This window comes from Ottowia sp. (assembly GCF_016703145.1).
Taxonomy (GTDB): Bacteria; Pseudomonadota; Gammaproteobacteria; order Burkholderiales; family Burkholderiaceae_C; genus Ottowia.
The window spans coordinates 678,193-699,618 of sequence record NZ_JADJCO010000003.1 but is presented as its reverse complement, the minus strand read 5'-3'; the positions used below and the strand labels follow the sequence as shown (position 1 = coordinate 699,618).

The window sequence follows — 21,426 nt, the reverse complement described above, 5'->3', positions numbered from 1 at the left end:
AAGAGCGCGTCAGCGCCCGTCGGGTGGATCGGGCGGGTACTCGTCGCCGCTGGAATAGCGCTGCACGACGCCGGCGCGGTCGATGTCGATGTAGAGCAGGCGCGGGTAGGGGCCGTCGAGGTAGCGCCAGACCCAGATCACGCCGTCGAAGCTGTGCACGGCGATGACCTGCGCGGGCCTGCCGTACTCGCGCAGCACGTCCTCGCGCGTCCAGCGGCCGGGCTGGATGCGCCGGGGGAACAGCCCCTCGTTCAGCGCCTGCTCGGCGCGCGCCACGCGCCCCTGGGCGTCGAGGTCGATGTTGACGACGCTCTGGCCGGCCGGCTGCGTCGAGTACTGCAACCGCTCGCCCGCGCTGGCGGCGGCGGAGTAGCGCGCGGTGGGCGTGCCCAGTTGCTGCCGCACCTCGGCCGCGGGCGTGCCGGGGGCGATGCGCTCGGGGTTGACGAAGGCGCAGCCAGCCAGGACGAGGGCGCCGGCAAGGGTGGCCAGGACGGTCCGGACCACTAGGCGCGCTCCCGCTCGCGTTCCTGCACGTCCTGGCGCTCGGCCTTGAGCAGCTTGGTCTTGATGCGGCCGCGCTTGAGCGGCGAAAGGTACTCGACGAACACCTTGCCCATCAGGTGGTCCATCTCGTGCTGGATGCACACGGCCAGCAGGCCGTCGGCGGCGATCTCGCGCGCCTGGCCGTGCTCGTCGAGCGCGCGCACGCGCACCTGGGCGGCGCGCTCCACGCCGTCGTAGATGCCGGGCACCGACAGGCAGCCCTCGTCGCCCTTGACGCGCTCATCGCTGGTCCACAGCAGCTCGGGGTTGACCAGCACCATCGGCGCGTCGCGCTTCTCGGACACGTCGATCACGATCACGCGCTCGTGCACGTCCACCTGCGTGGCGGCCAGGCCGATGCCCTCGGCCTGGCGCATGGTCTGCAGCATGTCGGCCGCCAGCGCGCGGATGCGCTCGTCCACCACCCGCACGGGCTGGGCCACCTTGTGCAGGCGCGGATCGGGATAGCGAAGAATGGGAAGCAAGGCCATGGGCAACGTTGGAAAGATGTGGCTATTTTCGCCATTTTTCGCTGGCGGCGTGGCCAGCCGGGGCCAATAGCGTTGCCGGATCAAGGACTTGAAAGCAGAATACCCGTGCTTTGTCAAGGACGCCGACGCCACGCAGCAAAACAATGAAACGGTTTTTTCCTGGTGCCGCGCGCACCCTGGTCCTGCCCCTCCGCCTGCTGGCCGCCGCCCTGGCCAGCCTGCCCGCGCAGGCGCAGCAGGGCGTCCACAGCCCCGTCACGGCCGAGCAACACGCCACCGCGCAGCAGGTGGCCGAAGCCGGCGTGCCGCTGTCGGCCCTGGCACCCGACGCGCCCGACGGCTACACCGTGCGCCGCGGCGACACCCTGTGGGGCATCTCGGGCCGGTTCCTGCGCTCGCCCTGGCGCTGGCCCGAGCTGTGGGGCATGAACCTGCGGGACATCCGCAACCCGCACCTGATCTACCCCGGCCAGCAGCTCTACCTGGAGCGCGTGGGCGGTCGCGTCTTCCTGCGCGCGCGCCGCGCGGTGGAGGGGCAGCCGGTCGACACCGTGCGCGTGTCGCCGCGCAACCGCGCCGAGGTACTGGGCGCCGGCCCGCTGCCGACGCTGCAGCCGCACCTGATCGAGCCCTTCCTGACCGAGCCACTGGTGGTGGACGACGACACCTTCCAGCGCGCCCCGCGCATCGTGGCCCTGGGCAACCAGGACCGCGTGCTGGCGGTCAAGGGCGACCGCGCCTACGCGCGCGGCCCGGCCGATGCGCCGCTGCTGTCCGGGCCAGGGCGGCCGACCGATTTCCGCGTGTTCCGCACCGCCAAGGCGCTGAAGGACCCGGTGAGCGGCGACATCCTGGGCTACGAGGGTCAGTACGTCGGCCAGGCCTCGTTGGCGCGCGGCGAGAGCGAGTCGGAAGAGGTGGTGGACCAGCGCTTCACCCCGCCGCGCCTGCCAGCCGCCGGCGAGGGGACGCTCAGGCGCCTGCCCGTGCCCGCCACGGTCGACATCGTCGGCAGCAAGGAAGAGGTGCGCGCCGGCGACCGCCTGCTGCCCGAGCCGCCGCGCGAGTACCGCGGCTACGTGCCCCACGCGCCCGAGCAGCCGGTGGACGCGCGCGTGGTCTCGGTGCATGGCAACTCGGTGCGCTACGCCGGCCAGAACCAGGTGGTGGTCATCAACAAGGGGCTGCGCGACGGCGTCCAGAGCGGCCACGTGCTGGCGCTGCTGTCCACCGGCCCGCGCTTGCTAGACAAGACCGGCGAGAAGCGCGAGCTGATCAAGCTCCCCGACGAGCGCAACGGCCTGGCCATGGTGTTCCGGCCCTTCGACCGCGTGTCCTACGTGCTGGTGATGGAAATCACCAATCCCGTCCAGGTGGGCGACAAGCTGGTGAGCCCACGCTGAGGGGCTGGAGGCGCCGCAAGCCATGGAACGCGATGAACTGGCCGCCTGGCTGCGGCTGACCCTGACGCCGGGCGTCGGCAACGACACGGCGCGGCGCCTGCTGGCGGCCTTCGGGTTGCCGCAGGCCATCTTCCAGCAAGGCGGCGCCGCGCTGCGCCAGGTGGTCACCTCCGCCCAGGCCGACGCCCTGGCGCGGGAGCCCGAGGGCCTGCCGGCGCTGCTGCAGGCCACCGGCGACTGGCTGGCGGCGGCCGAAGGCGGACTGGCGCGCCGCATCGCCACCCTGGGCGACAGCGCCTACCCAGCCAGCCTGCTGGCCATCGAGGATCCGCCGCTGATGCTGTACCTGCTGGGACAGGTACAGCTCATCGATTCCGAATCAAATCGGCCTCAAGCCAGCACCAATATTGCGCTGACAGCTATCAATCATGAAGCGAACGGTTGGCCGGCCCGGGCGCTGGCCCTGGTCGGCAGCCGCAGCCCCACGCCGCAAGGACGGCAGAACGCGCAGCAGTTCGCGCAGGCCCTGGGCGCCACGGGGCTGAGCATCGTCTCCGGCCTGGCGCTGGGCGTGGACGGCGCCGCGCACGAGGGCGCGCTGCAGGCCGTCGATGAAGCCGCGCCGCCGCGGCGGCTGGCCACCATCGCCGTGATCGGCACCGGCATCGACCGGGTGTATCCGCGCCAGCACCGCGAACTGGCGCACCGCATCGCGCGCCACGGCCTGATCGTCAGCGAATACCCGCTGGGCACGCCGCCGCTGCCGGCCAACTTCCCCAAGCGCAACCGCCTGATCGCCGGGCTGGCTCAGGGCACGCTGGTGGTCGAGGCGGCGCCGCAGTCCGGCTCGCTCATCACCGCGCGGCTGGCGGCCGAGCAGGGCAAGGAGGTGTTCGCCATCCCTGGCTCCATCCACAACCCGCAATCGCGCGGCTGCCACCAGCTCATCCGCCAGGGCGCCAAGCTGGTGGAAACGGCGCAGGACGTGCTGGAAGAGCTGCGTTGGCCAGCAAAGGTCGCTCCTGAATCAATAGCTGAAAGCGCTTACCCGACGCCGGCTGAGCCCCCAGACGGTCCCCAAACCGCCTTGCTGGAGGCCCTGGGCGCCGATCCCGTGGGGCTGGACGCGCTGATGGCCCGCACCGGCCTGGACACGGCCACGCTGCAGGCCCGGCTGCTGGAGCTGGAGCTGGACGGCCATGTTGGCCGCCTGCCGGGCGGGCTGTTCCAACGGCTGGGACGGGCCTGACTGGCGCGCTGACAAGGGAGCGCTCCGCCATCGGCATGCGCTATATTGACCCCATGTATGAAGTGCTCGTGTATGTCTACGAGAACTATTGGGGCGGTGACCACTGCCCCGGCCGGGAGCAGTTGGCCCACCGGCTCGGCAGCGCCGGCTTCGGCCGCGAGGAGATCCAGCAGGCGCTCACCTGGCTGGACGGCCTGCACAAAGCGGCCCACGGCGTGCGCCTGGAGCCGGTCGTCGGCCCTCCGCACCTGGCACCCGAACAGTTCCCCGCCTGGCCCGCCGCGCCGAACAGCCTGCGCGTGTACCGCCCGGCGGAACTGGAGCACCTGGGCCCGCACGGCATCGCCTGCCTGCGCTTCCTGGAAGACGCGGGCGCGCTGCCGGCCGGGCTGCGCGAGCTGGTGATCGACCGTGCCCTGGTCGTGCCCGAGCCGCCGCTGGCGCTGGACGACCTGAAGATCCTCATCATGATGGTCTACTGGCGCGTGGGCGCCAGCCCGGACCTGCTGGTGCTGGACGAGCTGTGCGACGACGCGGGCCGCCGCGTGGCCCACTGACGGCTACCGCGGCCGCCGCCCCGGCTCGGCGCGCACCCCTCCCTGCCGGACCGCGCCCACCTACACCATCGCGCCAGCGTTGGGATCGTTCGGGTCGCCCTCTTCCCTGCGGCTGGGCTTGACCAGATCCTCGCGCTTGACGCCCAGCCACATCGCGATGGCGGCGGCCACGAACACGGAGGAGTAGATGCCGAACAGGATGCCGATGGTCAACGCCATGGCGAAGTAGTGCAGCGTCTCGCCGCCGAACAGCAGCATCGACACCACCATGATCTGCGTCGAGCCGTGGGTGATGATGGTGCGGCTGATGTTGGCGGTGATGGCGTTGTTGATGATCTCCACCGTGCTCATCTTGCGGTAGCGCCGGAAGTTCTCGCGGATCCGGTCGAAGATCACCACCGACTCGTTCACCGAATAGCCCAGCACCGCCAGCACCGCCGCCAGCACGGAGAGCGAGAACTCCCACTGGAAGAAGGCGAAGAAGCCCAGGATGATCACCACGTCGTGCAGGTTGGCGATGATGCCGGCGACGGCGTACTTCCACTCGAAGCGCATCGACAGGTAGATCATGATGCCGATGATGACGAAGGCCAGGGCCTTCAGCCCGTCGACGGCCAGTTCCTGCCCGACCTGCGGGCCGACGAACTCGGTGCGGCGCAGTGCCACGTCCGCGCTGGCCGTCTTGAGCGCCTGCAGCACGCGCTCGCTCTGCTGGGCCGAGGTCTGCCCCTTCTGCACCGGCAGGCGGATCATCACGTCGCGCGAGGTGCCGAAGTTCTGCACCTGCACGTCGCTGTAGCCCAGCGATGCGATGGTGCCGCGCACCTTGCCGAGGTCGGCCGGCTGGCTGTAGGCCACCTCCATCACCGTACCACCGGTGAACTCCACCGACAGGTGCAGGCCGCGCGTGACGAGGAAGAACACCGCCAGCGCGAAAGTCAGGAACGACACGACATTGAGAATCAGCGCGTGCCGCATGAACGGGATGTCGCGCCGGATCTTGAAGAATTCCATCTTTGGATGCTCCCTTTCAGCGCACGCGGCCGGCGTCGGGCGCCAGGGCCTTCCCGGCCTCCGGCTTCCACACGGTGCCGATCGACACCGACTTGAGTTTCTTCTGGCGTCCGTACCAGAAGTTGACGATGCCGCGGGCGAAGAACACGGCCGAGAACATCGAGGTCAGGATGCCGATGCAGTGCACCACCGCGAAGCCGCGCACCGGCCCCGAGCCGAAGGCCAGCAGCGCCAGGCCGGCGATCAGCGAGGTGACGTTGGAGTCCAGGATGGTCGCCCACGCGCGGTCGAAGCCGGCATGGATGGCGGCTTGCGGCGAAGCACCGCCGCGCAGCTCCTCGCGGATGCGCTCGTTGATCAGCACGTTGGCGTCGATGGCCATGCCCAGCGTCAGTGCCACCGCCGCCATGCCCGGCAGGGTCAGCGTGGCCTGCAGCATCGACAGGATGGCCACCAGCATCAGCAGGTTGAAGGTCAGCGCGATGGCGGAGAACACGCCGAACAGCATGTAGTACAGGCACATGAACGCCGCGATGACCAGGAAGCCCCACATCACGCTGTGGAAACCCTTGTCGATGTTCTCGGCGCCCAGGCTGGGGCCGATGGTGCGCTCCTCGATGATCTCCATCGGCGCCGCCAGCGAGCCGGCGCGCAGCAGCAGCGCCAGGTCGTTGGCCTCGTTCACCGTCATGGAGCCGGAAATCTGGAAGCGCGTGCCCAACTCGGCCTGGATCACGGGGGCGGTCAGCGCCTCGCCCTTGCCCTTCTCGAACAGGATGATGGCCATCCGCTTCTTCAAGTTCTCGCGGCTCGTGTCGCGCATGATGCGGCCGCCCTTGCTGTCCACGGTCAGGTCCACCTTGGGCTGCTGGGTCTGCTGGTCGAAGCCGGGCTGCGCGTCGGTCAGGCTGTCGCCGGTCAGGATGACCTGGCGCTTGACGATGACCGGCGAGCCGTCGCGCAACAGGAATTTCTCGGAGCCGAAAGGCACCGTGCCGCCGCTCATCTCGGCGGCGCGGCCCTCGGCGCTCTCGTCGACCAGACGCATCTCCAGCGTGGCGGTGCGGCCCAGGATGTCCTTGGCCTTGGCCGTGTCCTGCACGCCGGGCAGTTGCACGACCACGCGGTCGGCGCCCTGCTGCTGGATCACCGGCTCGGCCACGCCCAGCTCGTTGACGCGGTTGTGCAGGGTGGTGATGTTCTGCTTGACGGCGTTGTCCTGCACGCGGCGCAGCGCCTCGGGCTTGAAGGTCAGCACCAGGCGATCGCCGGCGCTCTGGCCGGGATTGACCTGCAGGTCGGCGAACTTGTCGGCGACGACGCCGCGTGCCGCCTCCAGCGTGGCCGGGTCGCCGGCGCGGATCTCGATGGCCTGTCCCTCGCGGGCAATGCCGCCGTGGCGCACGTTCTTGTCGCGCAGCGCGACGCGCAGGTCGCCCACCTGCGTGTCCAGGTTCTTGGTCAGCGCCGCGCGCATGTCCACCTGCAGCAGGAAGTGCACGCCACCGCGCAGGTCCAGCCCCAGGTACATGGGCTTGGCGTGCAGCGCGGTCAGCCAGGCGGGCGAGCGCGACACGAGGTTCAGCGCCACGATGTAGCCCGGCTCGGCCGGATCGGGGTTGAGCGCCCGCTCGACCGCGTCCTTGGCCTTGAGCTGGATGTCGGTGGTGTCGAAGCGCGCCCGCACCGAGCCGGCCTCCAGGCCGAGCTGGGTGGGCGTCACGCCGGCGGCCCGCAGCGCCTCCTCCACCCGCGACAGGGTGCCCGCATCGACCCGGGTGGTCACCTTGCCGGCGGACACCTGCACCGCCGGCGCCTCGCCGAAGAAATTGGGCAGGGTGTACATCAGTCCCACCACCAGCGTGATGAGGATGATCGCGTACTTCCAGAGCGGGTAGCGGTTCATGGGGAGGTGCGGGATCGGAGGCGGACGCCGGCCCGGGGACGGGCCGGCGCGGAGGACGGCAGGGCGCGCGGTGCCGGTGCGAGTCGCCGGCTTACTTGATGGTTCCCTTGGGCAGCACCTGCGCCACGGCGCTGCGCTGCACCTGCACCTCGACGCCGGGCGCGATCTGCAGGCCCAGTTGGCCCTCGGACAGCGCGGTCACCCGGCCCAGCAGGCCGCCGGCGGTGACGATCTCGTCGCCCTTGGCCAGGGCGTCGATCATGGTGCGGTGCTGCTTCTGCTTTCTCATCTGCGGGCGGATCATGATGAAGTACAGCACCACGAACATCAGCACCAGCGGCAGCATGCCCATGATCGAGGAGGAGATATCGCCGCCCGCGGCGGCGGCCGGGGCGGTCTGGGCGAAAGCGTTGGAGATGAACACGACGGGACTCCTGAGGAAGGGATGGCGGCAGGCACGCGGCACGCGGCGGGCGCCCGGGCGGGAAGGCGCGCCCGCGATCAGCGGGCACGCGAGGCAACCGCGTATTGTAGTAAGCTGCGGGGCTTCGCCGATTGCTACATATTTAATAGCTGCTGACGCTTACCGGGTGGGCTCTGAAGTTCGATATGACCCCTAAAACCCCGTGCTTGCCCGCTTCGCTGTGGCTGCCGACGTCAAGCAACGGGTGCGCCGTGCGCGGTCATGGCGGCCTCCAGCAGGGGAGCACCGCCCGTGGCCGGCCGGTGCGTTCGGTATTGCATCATTTGTGACTCCCTTGATACAATGCATCAAGCGAGGCTATGTTGCTGACATGGCACGAATTCTCGCCCTCCGTGTCTTTGCGCATCCTGCCGAAAGAGGTCGCCCTCATGCCCATGATCGTTCGCCTGTTCGCGTTTCTCTGCTTGGCGCTGCCAGGCATCACCCTCGCCCAGACGTCCTTCGTCGAGACCCACTCCGGCAATATCGCCAGCGATCCCCAGTATGACCTGTACACCGTTCCGATAACGGCGGGTACCAGTGTCACCAGCACCCTCGTCTGCGACCTGGATGGCGTCTCACGGCCGCTCGATCCGATCCTGTCCGTGTTCTTTCCGGGCAGCGACGCCAGCGACATCGCCAACGCCGATGTCTACGACGACGACGGCTTTGGCACCGACGACAATCCGCTTGGCGTCGATTGCGATGCCTTCGAAAGTTCGCGCGTGATATTCGTCGCCCCGGTCACCGGCAGCTACGTGTTCCGCGCCGACGGTTTCGGATCATCGACGGGGCCGTACACGCTGACCATTCGCGGCACCCCGCCGGCCCCGGCCCCGGTGCCGGCGCTCGGCGTGCCCGCGCTGGTTCTGCTCGCCGCCGGTGTTGGCCTGCTCGCCCGGCGCCGACGCAGGCCTGGCGCCTGACGGCCTCCGCAGCTGCCCCAGCCGCAGTCACCGGCCAGTTCCAAGGCACAACACGATCAAACTGAGCAAACGCCAGGCTCTCGGCTACCGCGATGCCGACTGCTTCTTCCTGAAGATCAAGGCAGCCTTCCGCAGGAATCCGCGGAGCACCTAAATCAGGCCGCCTGCCGGACCACGGGCGCGCCGCCCGGCTGGCGCCACTGGGCCATCAGCGCCTCCCAGCGTTCGCGCGCCGCCTTCAGGTTGCGCTCCTTCACGTGGCCGTAGCCCTTGATCTGCTCCGGGATGCGGGCGACCTCGACGGCAGCCGCGTGGTTGTCGGCCGACAGCGACTTCAGCACTTCCTCCAGGCTGGCGCGGTACTGCTGGATCAGCGCGCGCTCGGCGCGGCGCTCCTCGGTGCGGCCGAAGAAGTCCAGCGGCCCGCCGCGCAGGCCCTTGAGCCGAGCCAGCCACCGGAAGGCGGTCAGCATGCCCGGGCCGTACTTCTTCTTGACCAATTCGCCCTTCTCGTTGCGCTTGGCCGCAAGGGGCGGCGCCAAGTGGTAATTGAGCTTGTACTCGCCCTCGAACTGGGCGCCGATGCGGGCCAGGAAGGCCGGATCGCTGTGCAGCCGGGCCACCTCGTACTCGTCCTTGTAGGCCATCAGCTTGTACAGGTAACGCGCCACCGCCTCGCTCAGACTGGTGCGGCCCAGCCGGCTCTCGGCCTGCTGCACCTGCTCGACGAAGGTCTTGTACTGCTGCGCGTAGGCGGCGTTCTGGTAGGCGGTGAGGAACTCCACGCGGCGGCCGAGCAGCATGTCCAGCGTCTCACGCTTCCTGAACTCGATCACCTGCGCGCCGCCGCTGCCGGCCAGCGCCCCTTTCAGCGCGTTTTCCACGCGCGAGAAGTCGTGCGCCGCCTGGCGGCCCCACTCGAAGGCAGCCTTGTTGTTGTCGACCTGCACGTTGTTCAGCTCCATGGCGCGCAGCAGCGACTCGCGCGCCAGCGGCACCCAGCCTTTCTGCCAGGCGTAGCCCAGCAGCATCGGGTTGACGTAGAGCGTGTCACCCATCAGCCGGCCGGCGACGGCGTCGGCGTCGAAGCTGGCCAGGCCGCGCGGGCCGACGGCGCGCGCGATGTCGGCGGCGCAGCGCTCGGCCGGGTTCTGCCAGCCGCCGTCCGTGACGAAGGCGGCCGTGGGCGTGCCGTGCGAATTGAGCGCCACGTGCGTGCGCCCCTCGCGCATGCGCAGCACCGTCTCCTTGTTGGCGGCGACGATGGGGTCGCAGCCGATGACCAGGTCGGCCGCGGCCATGCTCACGCGCGTGGTGCGGATGTCGTCCTGCGTGGCGCCGATCAGCACGTGGCTCCAGGTCGCGCCGCCCTTCTGCGCCAGGCCGGCGGCGTCCTGCGTGACGATGCCCTTGCCCTCCATGTGCGCGGCCACGCCCAGCAACTGGCCGATGGTGATGACGCCGGTGCCGCCCACGCCCGCCACCACGATGCCCCAGGCGCCGCCGGCCTCGGGCGTGGGCAGCGCGGGCTCGGGCAGCGCGCCCAGCTCGAAGGGCGACACGCCGGACCTGGCCTTGGCCTTCTTCCTGAGCTGCCCGCCCTCCACGGTGATGAAGCTGGGGCAGAAGCCCTTGAGGCAGGACATGTCCTTGTTGCAGCTGCTCTGGTTGATGGTGCGCTTGCGGCCGAACTCGGTCTCCAGCGGCTCCACGGAGAGGCAGTTGCTCTGCACGCTGCAGTCGCCGCAGCCCTCGCACACCAGGTCGTTGATGAGCACGCGCACCGCCGGGTCCGCCATCGTGCCGCGCTTGCGGCGGCGGCGCTTCTCGGTGGCGCAGGTCTGGTCGTAGATGATGACGGTGGTGCCCTTGATCTCGCGGAACGCGCGCTGCACGGCGTCCAGCCGGTCGCGGTGGTGAATCTCGATGCCGTCCGGCAGCCCTTCCTTGCGCGCCTGGTCGTATTTCTCGGGCTCATCGGTAACGATGGTGATCTTGGCCGCGCCCTCGGCGCGCATGTTCTGCGCGATCTGGATCACCGACAGGCCGTCCGGCCGCTCGCCGATGGGCTGGCCGCCGGTCATGGCCACGGCGTCGTTGTAGAGGATCTTGTAGGTGATGTCGGCGCCGGCGGCGATGGCTTGGCGGACCGCCAGCGTGCCGCTGTGGTAGTAGGTGCCGTCGCCCAGGTTGGCGAACACGTGCTTCTCGTGGCTGAAGGGTTGCTGGCCGACCCAGGGCACGCCCTCGCCGCCCATCTGGGTGAAGCCGACCGTGTCGCGGTCCATCCAGATGCTCATGAAGTGGCAGCCGATGCCGGCCATGGCGCGTGAGCCCTCGGGCACGCGGGTGCTGGTGTTGTGCGGGCAGCCGGAGCAGAACCAGGGCATGCGGTCGGCGCCCGAGCCGCTGACATGCAGCGACTGCATGGCGCGGTCGGTGGCGTCCAGCACCGCCAACTGGCGGTCGATGCGCGCCTGCATGCCGCTGTCGATGCCCAGCTTCTTGAGCCGCTGCGCGATGGCGCGCGCGATCAGGGCCGGCGACAGGTCGGCGTTGGCGCGCAGCAGCACGTTGGCCGTGGGGTTGCCCCGCGACCATTCACCACCGGTGTGGTCCGACTCGTCGCCCTCGTGGTACTTGCCCAGCACATTGGGGCGCACATCGGCGCGCCAGTTGTACAGCTCCTCCTTGAGCTGGTATTCGATGACCTGGCGCTTCTCCTCCACCACCAGGATCTCGCGCAGGCCGGTGGCGAACTGGCGCGTGATCTGCGCCTCCAGCGGCCACACCACGTTCACCTTGTGCAGGCGGATGCCGAGCTGGCGGCAGGTGGCGTCGTCCAGGCCCAGGTCCAGCAGCGCCTGGCGGGTGTCGTTGAACGCCTTGCCGCTGGCGATGATGCCGAAGCGGTCGTCGGGCCCGGCGATCACGTTGTAGTTGAGCCGGTTGGCGCGCACGTAGGCCAGCGCCGCGTACCACTTGGTATTGAACAGGCGCTCCTCCTGCGGCAGCGCGGCGTCCGGCCAGCGGATGTGCACGCCGCCCGGCGGCATTTCGAAGTCGGTGGGCAGCGCGATGCGCACCCGCTCGGGGTCGATCAGGGCCGTGGCGCTGGACTCGACGATCTCCTGGATCGTCTTCATGCCCGCCCACACGCCGGCGTAGCGGCTCATGGCGAAGGCGTGCAGGCCCAGGTCCAGGATCTCCTGCACCGTCGAGGGGAAGAACACCGGCAGACCGCAGGCCTTGAAGATGTGGTCGCTCTGGTGCGCGGCGGTGGAGCTCTTGGCCACGTGGTCGTCGCCGGCCACGGCGATCACGCCGCCCCAGGGCGTGGTGCCCGCCATGTTGGCGTGCTTGAAGACGTCGGCCGTGCGGTCCACCCCCGGCCCCTTGCCGTACCAGATGCCGAACACGCCGTCGAATTTGTTGCTGCCCGGCGGCGCGAAGCCGAGCTGCTGCGTGCCCCACAGGGCGGTGGCCGCCAGTTCTTCGTTGACGCCAGGCTGGAACACGATGTTCTGCGCCTGTAGGTACTTCTTGGCCGCCCACAGCGCCTGGTCGTAGCCGCCCAGCGGCGAGCCGCGGTAGCCGCTGACGAAGCCGGCGGTGTTCTTGCCCGCCAGTTGGTCGCGCTGGCGCTGCAGCATGGGCAGCTTGACCAGCGCCTGGATGCCGCTCATGAAGGCGCGGCCGTACTCCAGGCTGTATTTGTCGTCGAGCGTGACGGTTTCGAGCGCCTTGCGGATGTGCTCGGGCAGGGGGGCGTTCATCGTGCGTGTCTCCTGGAAGTTACCGCCTCGTGAGCGGACCAGTGGGGCGGCCCCGCCGGGTGGGCGATGCCGATTCAAGTGTATGCCGCATTCGCGGCACGGGTGGCCGGCGTGGCCCCCGGGCCGCCGGGCCGAGATGTCAAGAAAGCGTCACGCCGCCGTCACGACAGCGCCATGTTCGGCCTCCAGGATGCCGGGGTTCGACCCGTCCATTCAACAAATCGGAACCCACGAGCGATGAACCCCACCCCCGCGTCCGAATACGACGACAACGAGATCCTCAACCCCTCTTCCAACCCGCACATCGACGGCATCCTGGCCGTGCGCCTGAGCCGGCGCGGCGCGCTGCGTGGCGGCGTCGGCGCCGCCACGGCCGCGCTGCTCGGCGGCGCGGGCCTCTCCGCCTGCGGCGGCAGCGACGGCGGCGACGCTTCTCCGCCCGCGCCGGCCCCGGCCGGCTTCAATTTCGCCGCGGTGGCCAAAACCAACGCCGACCAGGTGACCGTGCCCGAGGGCTACCAGATCAGCATCCTGCACGCGCTAGGCGACCCGATGCAGTTCGGCGACGCCTCGTGGCGGGACGACGGCTCGGAGACGGCCGAGTCCTACCAGCGCCGCATCGGCGACGGCCACGACGGCATGGTCTTCTTCGGCCTGGCCGACGACGGCACGTTCGACGCCGCCCGCTCCAACCGCGGGCTGCTGTGCGTCAACCACGAGTACGTGGTCGCCCCCTACGGCCTGCACCCGGCCGGCTCCACCAGGGTGGGCGGCAAGCGCCCCGCCGGCGAGGTGGACAAGGAAATCTTCGCCCACGGCGCCAGCGTGGTGGAAGTGCGCCGCAAGGCCGGCGGCAACGACATGGAGATGGTGCGCGGCTCGCGCTACAACCGCCGCGTGCACTCGGCCACGCCGATGGACGTGGGCGGCCCCGCCGCCGGCAGCGCCCGGCTGGTCACCCGGCTCTCGCCCGACGGCCGCGAAGCCTTCGGCATGAACAACAACTGCGCCTGCGGCTACACGCCCTGGGGCACCTACCTGACCTGCGAGGAAAACTACCTGAACGTGCTCGGCCGCGCGGCGGGCGATGACGCCCGCCGCGGCGCCGAGGACATCGCGGCCTTCAAGCGCTACGGCTTGCCAGAGGGCCGCGCCAACCCCTACGGCTGGGACACGCCCGAGGGCGAGCCCTACCCGCGCTGGAACAGCCAGGCCAGCGGTGCCGCGCCCGCCGACGACTACCGCAACATCTTCAACAGCTTCGGCTGGGTGGTCGAGATCGATCCGTTCCGCCCCGACAGCAAGCCCGTCAAGCGCTCGGCGCTGGGCCGCTTCAACCACGAGGGTGCGTGGCCCGCGCCCGCCCGGGCCGGCGAGCCGATCGTCATCTACTCGGGCGACGACGCCCGCAACGAGTACGTCTACAAGTTCGTGTCCGACGCCCAGTGGGACCCGCGGGACATCAACGGCGGCACGGCCGCGGGCGCCAAGTACCTGGACCAGGGCACGCTCTACGTCGCCAAATTCAACGACGACGGCACCGGCGAATGGCTGGAGCTGGCCCACGGCCAGCACGGGCTGGACGCCTCCAACCCCGTGTACCCGTTCGCCGACCAGGCCGACGTGGTGATGTTCTGCCGCTTGGCCGCCGACTTCCGTGGCGCCACCAAGATGGACCGGCCGGAATGGGGCGGCGTGAACCCGCTGAACCACGAGGTCTACATGACCATGACCAACAACTCGCAGCGCACCGCCGCCAGCCTCGACGCCGCCAATCCGCGCGTGGGCAACGCCAACGGCCACATCGTGCGCTGGCGCGAGGACGGCAGCCAGGCCGCCACCAAGTTCCACTGGGACGTGTTCCTGTTCGGCGCCCGCGAGGACGGCGCGCAAAGCGAGAACCTCTCCGGCCTGACGGCCGCGAACGACTTCTCCAGCCCCGACGGCCTGTACTTCGACCAGCGCAGCGCCGGCGGCGGCCTGCTGTGGATCCAGACCGACGACGGCGCCTACACCGACGTCACCAACTGCATGATGCTGGCCGCCCTCCCCGGCCAGGTGGGCGACGGCGGCACGCTGACCACCAAGGACGGCCAGCCCACCCGCATGGGCGCCAAGCCCACGGATGCCACGGTGCGCCGCTTCCTGGTCGGCCCGTTCGACTGCGAGATCACCGGCGTGACCGTCACGCCGGACGGCAAGACGCTGTTCTTCAACGTGCAGCACCCGGGCGAGGACACGGCCGATTTCGCCACCAGCACCTTCACCAGCCACTGGCCCGGCAGCCAGGCGCCCGCCGGCGACACGGCCCACGCCGGCCACAAGCGCCCGCGCTCGGCCACGGTGGTGGTCACGCGCGCGGACGGCGGCACCATCGGCATCTGACCGCCTTGCGGCGCAGGCCTCGTCACTTCAATATTGATAGCTATCAGCGCAATATCCGCGCCAGCAAAGGCCCGAAAACACTGAAATTCCCGTCCTGACCCGCCGCCCGTCCCGCCCTACACTCGGCCTCCATGCGAAGCATGTGGCGATCGATCGGCCTGAGCGCCGCCGGGCTGGGATGGGCGTGGGGCGCGGCGGCGCAGGCGCTGCCGCCGGAGGTGGCGCAGGCGCTGGCGCGCGCCGGCATTCCCGAAGCCAGCGTGGCCATGGTGGTGGCGCCGCTGCCGCCGCCGCCCGGCGCCGTCGGCCGGGCGGCGGCCCATATCGGCGGCGAGCGCAACCCGGCGCGCCTGTCCTGGCAGGCCGACGCGCCGATGAACCCGGCCTCGGTGATGAAGCTCGTCACCACCTACGCCGCGCTGGATCTGCTGGGGCCGGGCCATTTCTGGAAGACGCGCGTCTTCACCCAGGGCTACGTCGCCCGCGGCGTGCTGCACGGCGACCTGCTGATCAAGGGCAGCGGCGACCCCAAGCTGGTGCGCGAGCGCCTGGCCGACCTGATCGCGGCCATCCGCGACAAGGGCGTGCGCGCCATCGACGGCGACATTCTGCTGGACAACAGCGTGTTCCGCCTGCCGCCGCACGACGCCGCCGCCTTCGACGACGACCCGCTGCGGCCCTACAACGTCGGGCCGGACGGGCTGCTGGTCAACTTCAAGGCGCTGGTCTTCCGCTTCGTGCCCGACGCCGCGCGGCGCCGCGTGCGGGTGGAGAGCGAGCCGCCGATCGCCGGCGTCGAGATTCCCGCCGAGGTGGACGCCGCCACCGGCGCCTGCGGCGACTGGCGCGCGCGCCTGGCGGCCGACTTCAGCGACCCCGGCCGCGTCACCTTCGGCGGCCGCTACGCCCTCGGCTGCGGCGAGCAGCAGTGGGCCGTCGCCCACGTCGATCCGGCCAGCCACGCGCCGCGCGTGATCGAGGCCATGTGGCGCGGCGCCGGCGGCTTTCTGACCGGCCAGGTGAAGTGGCTGGACCGCCCCGCCACCGGCCAGCCGCTGGTGACTGGCTACTCGCTGCCGCTGGCCGACATCGTGGCCGACATCAACAAGCTCTCCAACAACGTGATGGCGCAGCAGCTCTTCCTGACCCTGTCGTCCAGCGGCGACGGGCGCGGCAGCTTCGCCGAGTCGGGCAACGCCCTGCGGCGCTGGTGGCGCCAGCGCTTCGGGCTGCGCGCCACGCCGGTGGTGGACAACGGCTCGGGCCTGTCGCGCGACGGGCGCGCCACCGCCGCGTCGCTGGCCGCGCTGCTGCAGCAGGCGGCGGAGGACCCGCATGCCGCCGTGTTCGAGCAGTCGCTGCCGATCGCCGGCGTGGACGGCACGGCGCGGCGCCTGGCGGCGCGCAGCCCGGAGTCCGAGGCCATCGGCAACGCGCGCCTGAAGACCGGCACGCTGCGCGACGTGGCGGCGGTGGCCGGCTACGCCTGGGGCCGCTCGGGCCAGAAGTACGCCGTGGTCGGCCTCGTCAACCACCCCAACGCGGGCGCCGCGCGGCCGGCGCTGGATCGGCTGATCGAGTGGGCGGTGCGGGACCAGCCTTGAGAAAACGCGAGTTTCAAGCCTTTTTGGCCTGAATCCCGTATGAATACTGCGCTGGTAGCTATATTTTTTGAAGCGAATTGGCCAACTCCACGGCCGACTTCACGTCCATCTTCTCGAACACGCGGGCGCGGTGCACCTCCACCGTGCGCACGCTGATGCCCAGCTCCTCGGCGATCAGCTTGTTAGGCCGACCCTCGGCGATCAGGCGCATCACGTCGCGCTCGCGCTCGGTCAGCTCCCGCACCCGCGCGCGCAGCGCGCGTTGGGCGGCGCGCTGGGCCACGCGCTCGCGCGACAGCGCCAGTGCCTGCTCCACGCGGTCGACCAGGGCGTTGTCGGAGAAGGGCTTCTCGCAGAAGTCGAAGGCGCAGCGCTTGACCGTGTCCACGGCCGTCGGCACGTCGGCGTGGCCGGTGAGGAAGATCACCGGCCACGCCGAGGCGATGCCGCGCTCCAGCAGGCGGTCGAACAGCGCCAACCCGCTCAGGCCGGGCATGCGCACGTCCAGCAGGATGCAGCCGGGGGTGTCGGGCTCGGTCTCGCCCAGCGCCTGCTCGAACGCCGCCGCGCCGGCATAGGCCTCCGACAGCAGCCGGCGCGAGCGCAACAGCCAGGCCATCGCCTCGCGCACGCTGGCGTCGTCGTCGATGATGTAGACGGTGGCATCGCCGCAAGGGGACATGCAGACGATTCTAGAGGCAGGGGCGCGCGGGTACGATGGCAAAATGGCCCGTCCATTCGACCGTGCGGGCCAGCGTCCCCTTGGACAGCCCGGGCGGATGGGTCGCGTTTGTCACCACGCCTTCCAGGAGTTCGAACCGTGCCGCCACCCCCCGTTTGCCCCGCGCCGCGCCGCCCGCTGCTGGCCACGCTGACCTTGAGTCTGATGCTGGCCGCTTGCGGCGGCGGCGATGACGAAGACACACCCGGCCCCACGCCCGCACCGCCGCCCGTCAATACACCCGAGCCTGCTCCCGCGCCTCCGCCCGTCAACACGCCCGAGCCTGCTCCCGCGCCGCCGCCGGTGAACGCGCCCGAACCTGCTCCCGCGCCCCCCGCGCCACCGCCCGTCACTGAACCAGAGCCCGAACCCGACATCGGACCCGGCAGCCTGACGTCGAGCGCCACCGTCAACACCATCAAGGCCAGCGAGATCACCGAAGCCCTGCATTCGCCCGAGAGCAAGGTGCGGGAGGGCATCGCGCCGCGCTACGACGTGACCTCCTACCGCCTGACCTACATGACCACCGACAAGAACGGCATGCCGGTGAAGGCTTCCGGACTGGTCAGCGTGCCCATCAAGCCCGTCGTGGTGGCCAGCCCGGTGCTGAGCTACCAGCACGCCACGACCTTCCACGACGACCAGGCGCCATCCCGCAAGGTCGAGGCGGTGGAGCCGCCGCTGGTGCTGGCCTCGCTGGGCTACATCGTGGTATCGCCCGACTACGTGGGCTTCGGCGCGTCCAAGGGCGTGGAACACCCGTACCTGACCGCCACCCCGGCGGCACGGGCGGTCATCGACATGCTCGCCGCCGCTCAGAAATGGCGGCTGCGGGAAGGCGTGGCCGACAACGGACAGCTCTTCCTGGCCGGCTATTCGGAAGGCGGCTACGCCACCATGGCGGAGCACCGCGTCATTCAGCAGGAAGGCGGCGCGCTGGCGACGCAACTGCAGGCCGCCGTGCCCGGTGGCGGTCCCTACGACGTGCAGGAGACGCTGGACGAGCAATTGAGACGTTTGCCATCTTCCCTGCGCCGATTGCTGGACCCTGGCAATCTGAGCAAGCTCCCCGGCTCGGTGCGTGACGAACTGCGCCGCCTGCTGCTGCGCCAGATGGTGCCGGAAGACGCCGACGTGACCTACCAGACGCTGTTCCTCGACCGCTATCTGGCCGATGACAAGGAAAGCATCGCGCGGGACCACAGCGTGCACCTGGGCTGGGCGCCCGCCGTGCCGGTGTACATGTTCCACGGCCGGGAGGACAAGACGGTGCCTTACTCCGCCGCCCTGTCGGCGCTGCGCAGTTTCGAGGCGGCCGGCGCACGCGGCCATGTGACGCTGACCGACTGCACCACGCCCGAACTCGGCCACCTGGACTGCGTGCCGGAGTACTTCCGCTTCGCCGTGGACCGGATGGGCCGGCTGGCTCAGGGCCTGTAGCGCGCACCACCCCATCCCACGCCGAGGCCAAGGCCCCGCGGAGCGCGCGCTACACCCGCTTCACGCCGGCGGCGCGGACGGCTCCGAGCGTCGGGTAGCCGTTGACCGCCATCAGCAGGTCGGCCTCGGCCAGGATGCACTTCAGCACGTGCGCCGCGCCGTCGGCGCCGTCGAGCACCAGCCCGTAGGCGAAAGGCCGCCCGATCCCGACGGCGCGCGCGCCCAGCGCCAGCGCCTTCACCACGTCGGTGCCGGAGCGCACGCCGGAATCGAACAGCACCGGCACGTCCCCCGCCGCCTGCACGACGTCCGCCAGCATGTCGATCGCCGCGATGCCGCCATTGGCCTGGCGGCCGCCGTGGTTGGAGCAGAAGATGCCGTCCGCGCCGGCATCGACCGCCCGCCGCGCGTCGTCCGGATGGCAGATGCCCTTCAGCACGATGGGCAGGCGGGTGATCGACTTGAGCCAGGCCATGTCGTCCCAGGTCAGCACCTTGCCGAACAGCCGCGCCCACAGGCCGACCGCTTCGGCCAGGTTCTCGGCGACCGGCTTGCCGAGCAGCTTGCGGAAGACGGGGTCGCGGAAGTAGTTGGTCAGTACATGGCCGCGCAACTGCGGGAAGTTGCCCGCGTTCAGGTCACGCGGACGCCAGCCGGTGACCCAGGTGTCGAGCGTGACGACGATGGCCTTGTAGCCCGCCGCCTCGGCGCGGCGGACCAGGCTCTCGGCGAGGTCCTTGTCGCGCGGCGTGTAAAGCTGGAACATCGCGGGCGTGTCGCCCACGGCCTTGGCCACCTCTTCCAGCGGGTCGTTGGCCAGGGTCGAGACCATCATCGGCACGCCGGTGGCGGCCGAGGCCCGCGCCGCGTGCATGTCACCATGGCCGTCGGGGGTGCAGAGGCCGGTGACGCCGATCGGGCTCATGAAAATCGGCGAAGGCAGGCGCAGGCCGAACAGGTCGATGGACAGGTCGCGCTCGCTCGCGTCCACCATCATCCGGGGCACCATGCCCCAGTGCTGGAAGGCGGTCGAATTCGATCGCTGCGTGTGCTCGTCACCGCATCCGCCCTGGACGTAGTCGCGCAAGTAGGGCGGCATGGCGGCGATCGCGCGCTCCTCCAGCAGGGCCGCGTTGACCGGCACCTTGGGCACGATCCCGCGCAGGCCCAAGCCGTAGATCTCGTTCTGATAGTCGCCGTAATGGGGCATGGCGGGTCTCCTTCGGGCGCGGCGGTGCAGTCCGCCGCTTGTCGTTGATGGGTCGGGTGATTCCGATGCCGGCCCGTTTCCCCGGGCGGCCGGGCATCATGATGCCCGAACCGGCGCTGGCCTCGCCCTGCGCGCGGAGCGAGGTCGGGTCAGGGATGGCGGCCGCCCGTCACCGGCTGCTCGGGAAGCTGAACACCGCCCCCTCGCGCACGCCGGCCGAGGGCCAGCGCTGGGTGATGGTCTTGCGCTTGGTGTAGAAGCGCACGGCGTCGGGACCGTAGGCGTGCAGGTCGCCGAACAGGCTGCGCTTCCAGCCGCCGAACGAGTGGTAGGCCACGGGCACAGGCAGGGGCACGTTCACGCCCACCATGCCGACCTGGATGTGGTCGGTAAAGTAGCGTGCGGCTTCGCCGTCGCGGGTGAAGATGCAGGTGCCGTTGCCGTATTCGTGGTCGTCGATGAGCTGCATGCCGTCCTGCAGCGTCGGCACGCGCACGATGCCCAGCACCGGGCCGAAGATTTCCTCCTGGTAGATCGCCATGCCGGGCTTCACGCCGTCGAACAGGCAGGGGCCCAGGAAGTAGCCGCCCTCGTGGCCCGCCACCTTCAGCGCGCGGCCGTCCACCAGCAGCCGGGCGCCCTCGGCCACGCCCTGGTCCACGTAGCCCTTCACCTTGTCGAAATGCGGCTGCGTCACCAGCGGCCCCATGTCGTTGGCGTTGTCGGTGCCGGGGCCGACCTTCATCCTGGCGATCTCGGTCTTCAGGCCGGCGATCATGGCGTCGGCCGTGTCGTCGCCCACGCACACGATCAGCGGCACCGCCATGCAGCGCTCGCCGCACGAGCCGTAGGCCGCGCCCATCATGGCGCTGACGGCGCCCGCGATGTCGGCGTCGGGCATCACGATGGCGTGGTTCTTGGCGCCGCCCAGCGCCTGCACGCGTTTGCCGTGCTTGCAGCCTTCGGCGTAGATGTATTCGGCGATCGGCGTGGAGCCGACGAAGCTCACGGCCTTCACGCGCGGGTCGTGCAGCAGCGTGTCCACCGCCTCCTTGTCGCCGTTGACCACGTTCAGCACGCCCGGCGGCAGGCCGGCCTGCTGCGCCAGCTCGGCGATGAACAGGGCGCTGCTGGGGTCGCGCTCGGACGGCTTCAGGACGAAGGTGTTGCCGCAGGCCACGGCCATCGGCCACATCCACAGCGGCACCATGGCCGGGAAGTTGAACGGCGTGATGCCCGCCGTCACGCCCAGGGCCTGGAACTCGCTCCACGAGTCGATGCCGGGGCCGACGTTGCGGCTGTGTTCGCCCTTGAGCAGCTCGGGCGCGTAGCTGGCGTATTCGACGTTCTCGATGCCGCGCTGCAGCTCGCCGTGCGCGTCGGCCAGCACCTTGCCGTGCTCGGCGGTGATGAGGGCGGCGATCTCGTCGGCGTGCTGCTCCAGCAGCACCTTGAGCTGGCTCATGACACGTGCGCGCTTGAGCGGCGGCGTGGCACGCCAGGCCGGGAAGGCTTTCTCGGCCGACGCGATGGCCTGCTCCACCGTCGCCTTGCCGGCCAGCGCCACGTGCGCGCTGACCTGGCCGGTGGCGGGGTTGAACAGGGCTTGAGTGCGCGCGGTGTCGGCGACGGTCCGGCCGTCGATCAGGTGGCCGACGGTGTGGGTGACGGGTTTGTCGTTCTGCATGGTGTCTTTCAAGAAAAAACAGACTCTAGCCGGCGTGGGTATTGCGGT

Annotated in this window: 16 protein-coding genes; 7 read left to right on the top strand and 9 right to left on the bottom strand. The window is 70.1% G+C overall.

The window, feature by feature from the left end:
• Positions 1–9: 9 nt before the first annotated feature.
• Positions 10–507 carry a hypothetical protein gene (locus IPG65_RS06945; protein ID WP_293188510.1) on the bottom strand — a complete coding sequence of 166 codons (498 nt, stop codon included), beginning with the start codon at positions 505–507 and terminating at the stop codon, positions 10–12.
• Positions 507–1,037, bottom strand: a complete 531-nt coding sequence (gene def, locus IPG65_RS06940; protein ID WP_293188509.1) for a peptide deformylase — start codon at positions 1,035–1,037, stop codon at positions 507–509. Before def ends, IPG65_RS06945 begins: the two co-directional genes overlap by 1 nt.
• A gap of 143 nt (positions 1,038–1,180) precedes the next feature.
• On the opposite strand from def, the gene IPG65_RS06935 reads away from it, so the two are divergent.
• From IPG65_RS06935 to IPG65_RS06925, 3 genes are read left to right on the top strand one after another with little or no spacing between them, the layout of a single operon-like run.
• Complete coding sequence (locus IPG65_RS06935; protein WP_293188508.1) at positions 1,181–2,440, top strand: LysM peptidoglycan-binding domain-containing protein; 1,260 nt, start codon at positions 1,181–1,183, stop codon at positions 2,438–2,440.
• A 22-nt stretch (positions 2,441–2,462) separates the two neighbouring features.
• A complete protein-coding gene (gene dprA / locus IPG65_RS06930) occupies positions 2,463–3,689 on the top strand; it encodes a DNA-processing protein DprA (RefSeq protein ID WP_293188507.1) in 1,227 nt (408 codons plus the stop codon).
• Between the two features lie 53 nt (positions 3,690–3,742).
• Positions 3,743–4,246 carry a DUF494 family protein gene (locus IPG65_RS06925; protein WP_293188506.1) on the top strand — a complete coding sequence of 168 codons (504 nt, stop codon included), beginning with the start codon at positions 3,743–3,745 and terminating at the stop codon, positions 4,244–4,246.
• 60 nt (positions 4,247–4,306) lie between these two features.
• Here IPG65_RS06925 and secF read toward each other — a convergent pair whose 3' ends face one another.
• The 3 genes from secF to yajC all read right to left on the bottom strand — a co-directional run bounded on the left by secF (position 4,307) and on the right by yajC (position 7,590).
• Entirely contained in the window at positions 4,307–5,260 is a 954-nt protein-coding gene (gene secF, locus IPG65_RS06920) for a protein translocase subunit SecF (protein ID WP_293188505.1), read from the bottom strand.
• 16 nt (positions 5,261–5,276) lie between these two features.
• Positions 5,277–7,166 carry a protein translocase subunit SecD gene (secD, locus tag IPG65_RS06915; RefSeq protein ID WP_293188504.1) on the bottom strand — a complete coding sequence of 630 codons (1,890 nt, stop codon included), beginning with the start codon at positions 7,164–7,166 and terminating at the stop codon, positions 5,277–5,279.
• 91 nt (positions 7,167–7,257) lie between these two features.
• A complete protein-coding gene (gene yajC / locus IPG65_RS06910; RefSeq protein WP_293188503.1) occupies positions 7,258–7,590 on the bottom strand; it encodes a preprotein translocase subunit YajC in 333 nt (110 codons plus the stop codon).
• Between the two features lie 392 nt (positions 7,591–7,982).
• Here yajC and IPG65_RS06905 point away from each other — a divergent pair, with 392 nt between their 5' ends.
• A complete protein-coding gene (locus IPG65_RS06905; protein ID WP_293188502.1) occupies positions 7,983–8,555 on the top strand; it encodes a hypothetical protein in 573 nt (190 codons plus the stop codon).
• A gap of 155 nt (positions 8,556–8,710) precedes the next feature.
• Here the strand turns inward: IPG65_RS06905 and IPG65_RS06900 are convergent, their stop codons facing one another.
• Entirely contained in the window at positions 8,711–12,331 is a 3,621-nt protein-coding gene (locus tag IPG65_RS06900) for an indolepyruvate ferredoxin oxidoreductase family protein (protein ID WP_293188501.1), read from the bottom strand.
• Between the two features lie 237 nt (positions 12,332–12,568).
• Here IPG65_RS06900 and IPG65_RS06895 point away from each other — a divergent pair, with 237 nt between their 5' ends.
• On the top strand, positions 12,569–14,716 hold the full coding sequence (locus IPG65_RS06895) for a PhoX family phosphatase (RefSeq protein ID WP_293188500.1): 2,148 nt from the start codon (positions 12,569–12,571) through the stop codon (positions 14,714–14,716).
• Between the two features lie 131 nt (positions 14,717–14,847).
• On the top strand, positions 14,848–16,320 hold the full coding sequence (dacB, locus tag IPG65_RS06890) for a D-alanyl-D-alanine carboxypeptidase/D-alanyl-D-alanine-endopeptidase (RefSeq protein ID WP_293188499.1): 1,473 nt from the start codon (positions 14,848–14,850) through the stop codon (positions 16,318–16,320).
• A 58-nt stretch (positions 16,321–16,378) separates the two neighbouring features.
• Here dacB and IPG65_RS06885 read toward each other — a convergent pair whose 3' ends face one another.
• Positions 16,379–17,002 carry a response regulator gene (locus IPG65_RS06885; RefSeq protein WP_293188498.1) on the bottom strand — a complete coding sequence of 208 codons (624 nt, stop codon included), beginning with the start codon at positions 17,000–17,002 and terminating at the stop codon, positions 16,379–16,381.
• A gap of 138 nt (positions 17,003–17,140) precedes the next feature.
• Here IPG65_RS06885 and IPG65_RS06880 point away from each other — a divergent pair, with 138 nt between their 5' ends.
• Positions 17,141–18,481, top strand: coding sequence for a lipase family protein (locus IPG65_RS06880; protein WP_293188497.1), 1,341 nt, complete (start codon positions 17,141–17,143; stop codon positions 18,479–18,481).
• A 49-nt stretch (positions 18,482–18,530) separates the two neighbouring features.
• Here IPG65_RS06880 and IPG65_RS06875 read toward each other — a convergent pair whose 3' ends face one another.
• Positions 18,531–19,691, bottom strand: coding sequence for an alpha-hydroxy-acid oxidizing protein (locus IPG65_RS06875; protein ID WP_293188496.1), 1,161 nt, complete (start codon positions 19,689–19,691; stop codon positions 18,531–18,533).
• A 169-nt stretch (positions 19,692–19,860) separates the two neighbouring features.
• Positions 19,861–21,378 (bottom strand): CoA-acylating methylmalonate-semialdehyde dehydrogenase, encoded by a 1,518-nt coding sequence (locus tag IPG65_RS06870; RefSeq protein ID WP_293188495.1) that lies wholly within the window; start codon positions 21,376–21,378, stop codon positions 19,861–19,863.
• Positions 21,379–21,426: the final 48 nt, after the last annotated feature.

What these genes read in the sequence shown, in the direction of transcription:
- IPG65_RS06885 (WP_293188498.1), bottom strand. Translation starts at nt 17,002, where the DNA reads ATGTCCCCTTGCGGCGATGCCACCGTCTACATCATCGACGACGACGCC.
- def (WP_293188509.1), bottom strand. Translation starts at nt 1,037, where the DNA reads ATGGCCTTGCTTCCCATTCTTCGCTATCCCGATCCGCGCCTGCACAAG.
- dprA (WP_293188507.1), top strand. Translation starts at nt 2,463, where the DNA reads ATGGAACGCGATGAACTGGCCGCCTGGCTGCGGCTGACCCTGACGCCG.
- IPG65_RS06925 (WP_293188506.1), top strand. Translation starts at nt 3,743, where the DNA reads ATGTATGAAGTGCTCGTGTATGTCTACGAGAACTATTGGGGCGGTGAC.
- secD (WP_293188504.1), bottom strand. Translation starts at nt 7,166, where the DNA reads ATGAACCGCTACCCGCTCTGGAAGTACGCGATCATCCTCATCACGCTG.
- dacB (WP_293188499.1), top strand. Translation starts at nt 14,848, where the DNA reads ATGCGAAGCATGTGGCGATCGATCGGCCTGAGCGCCGCCGGGCTGGGA.
- IPG65_RS06870 (WP_293188495.1), bottom strand. Translation starts at nt 21,378, where the DNA reads ATGCAGAACGACAAACCCGTCACCCACACCGTCGGCCACCTGATCGAC.
- IPG65_RS06935 (WP_293188508.1), top strand. Translation starts at nt 1,181, where the DNA reads ATGAAACGGTTTTTTCCTGGTGCCGCGCGCACCCTGGTCCTGCCCCTC.
- secF (WP_293188505.1), bottom strand. Translation starts at nt 5,260, where the DNA reads ATGGAATTCTTCAAGATCCGGCGCGACATCCCGTTCATGCGGCACGCG.
- IPG65_RS06895 (WP_293188500.1), top strand. Translation starts at nt 12,569, where the DNA reads ATGAACCCCACCCCCGCGTCCGAATACGACGACAACGAGATCCTCAAC.
- IPG65_RS06900 (WP_293188501.1), bottom strand. Translation starts at nt 12,331, where the DNA reads ATGAACGCCCCCCTGCCCGAGCACATCCGCAAGGCGCTCGAAACCGTC.
- IPG65_RS06875 (WP_293188496.1), bottom strand. Translation starts at nt 19,691, where the DNA reads ATGCCCCATTACGGCGACTATCAGAACGAGATCTACGGCTTGGGCCTG.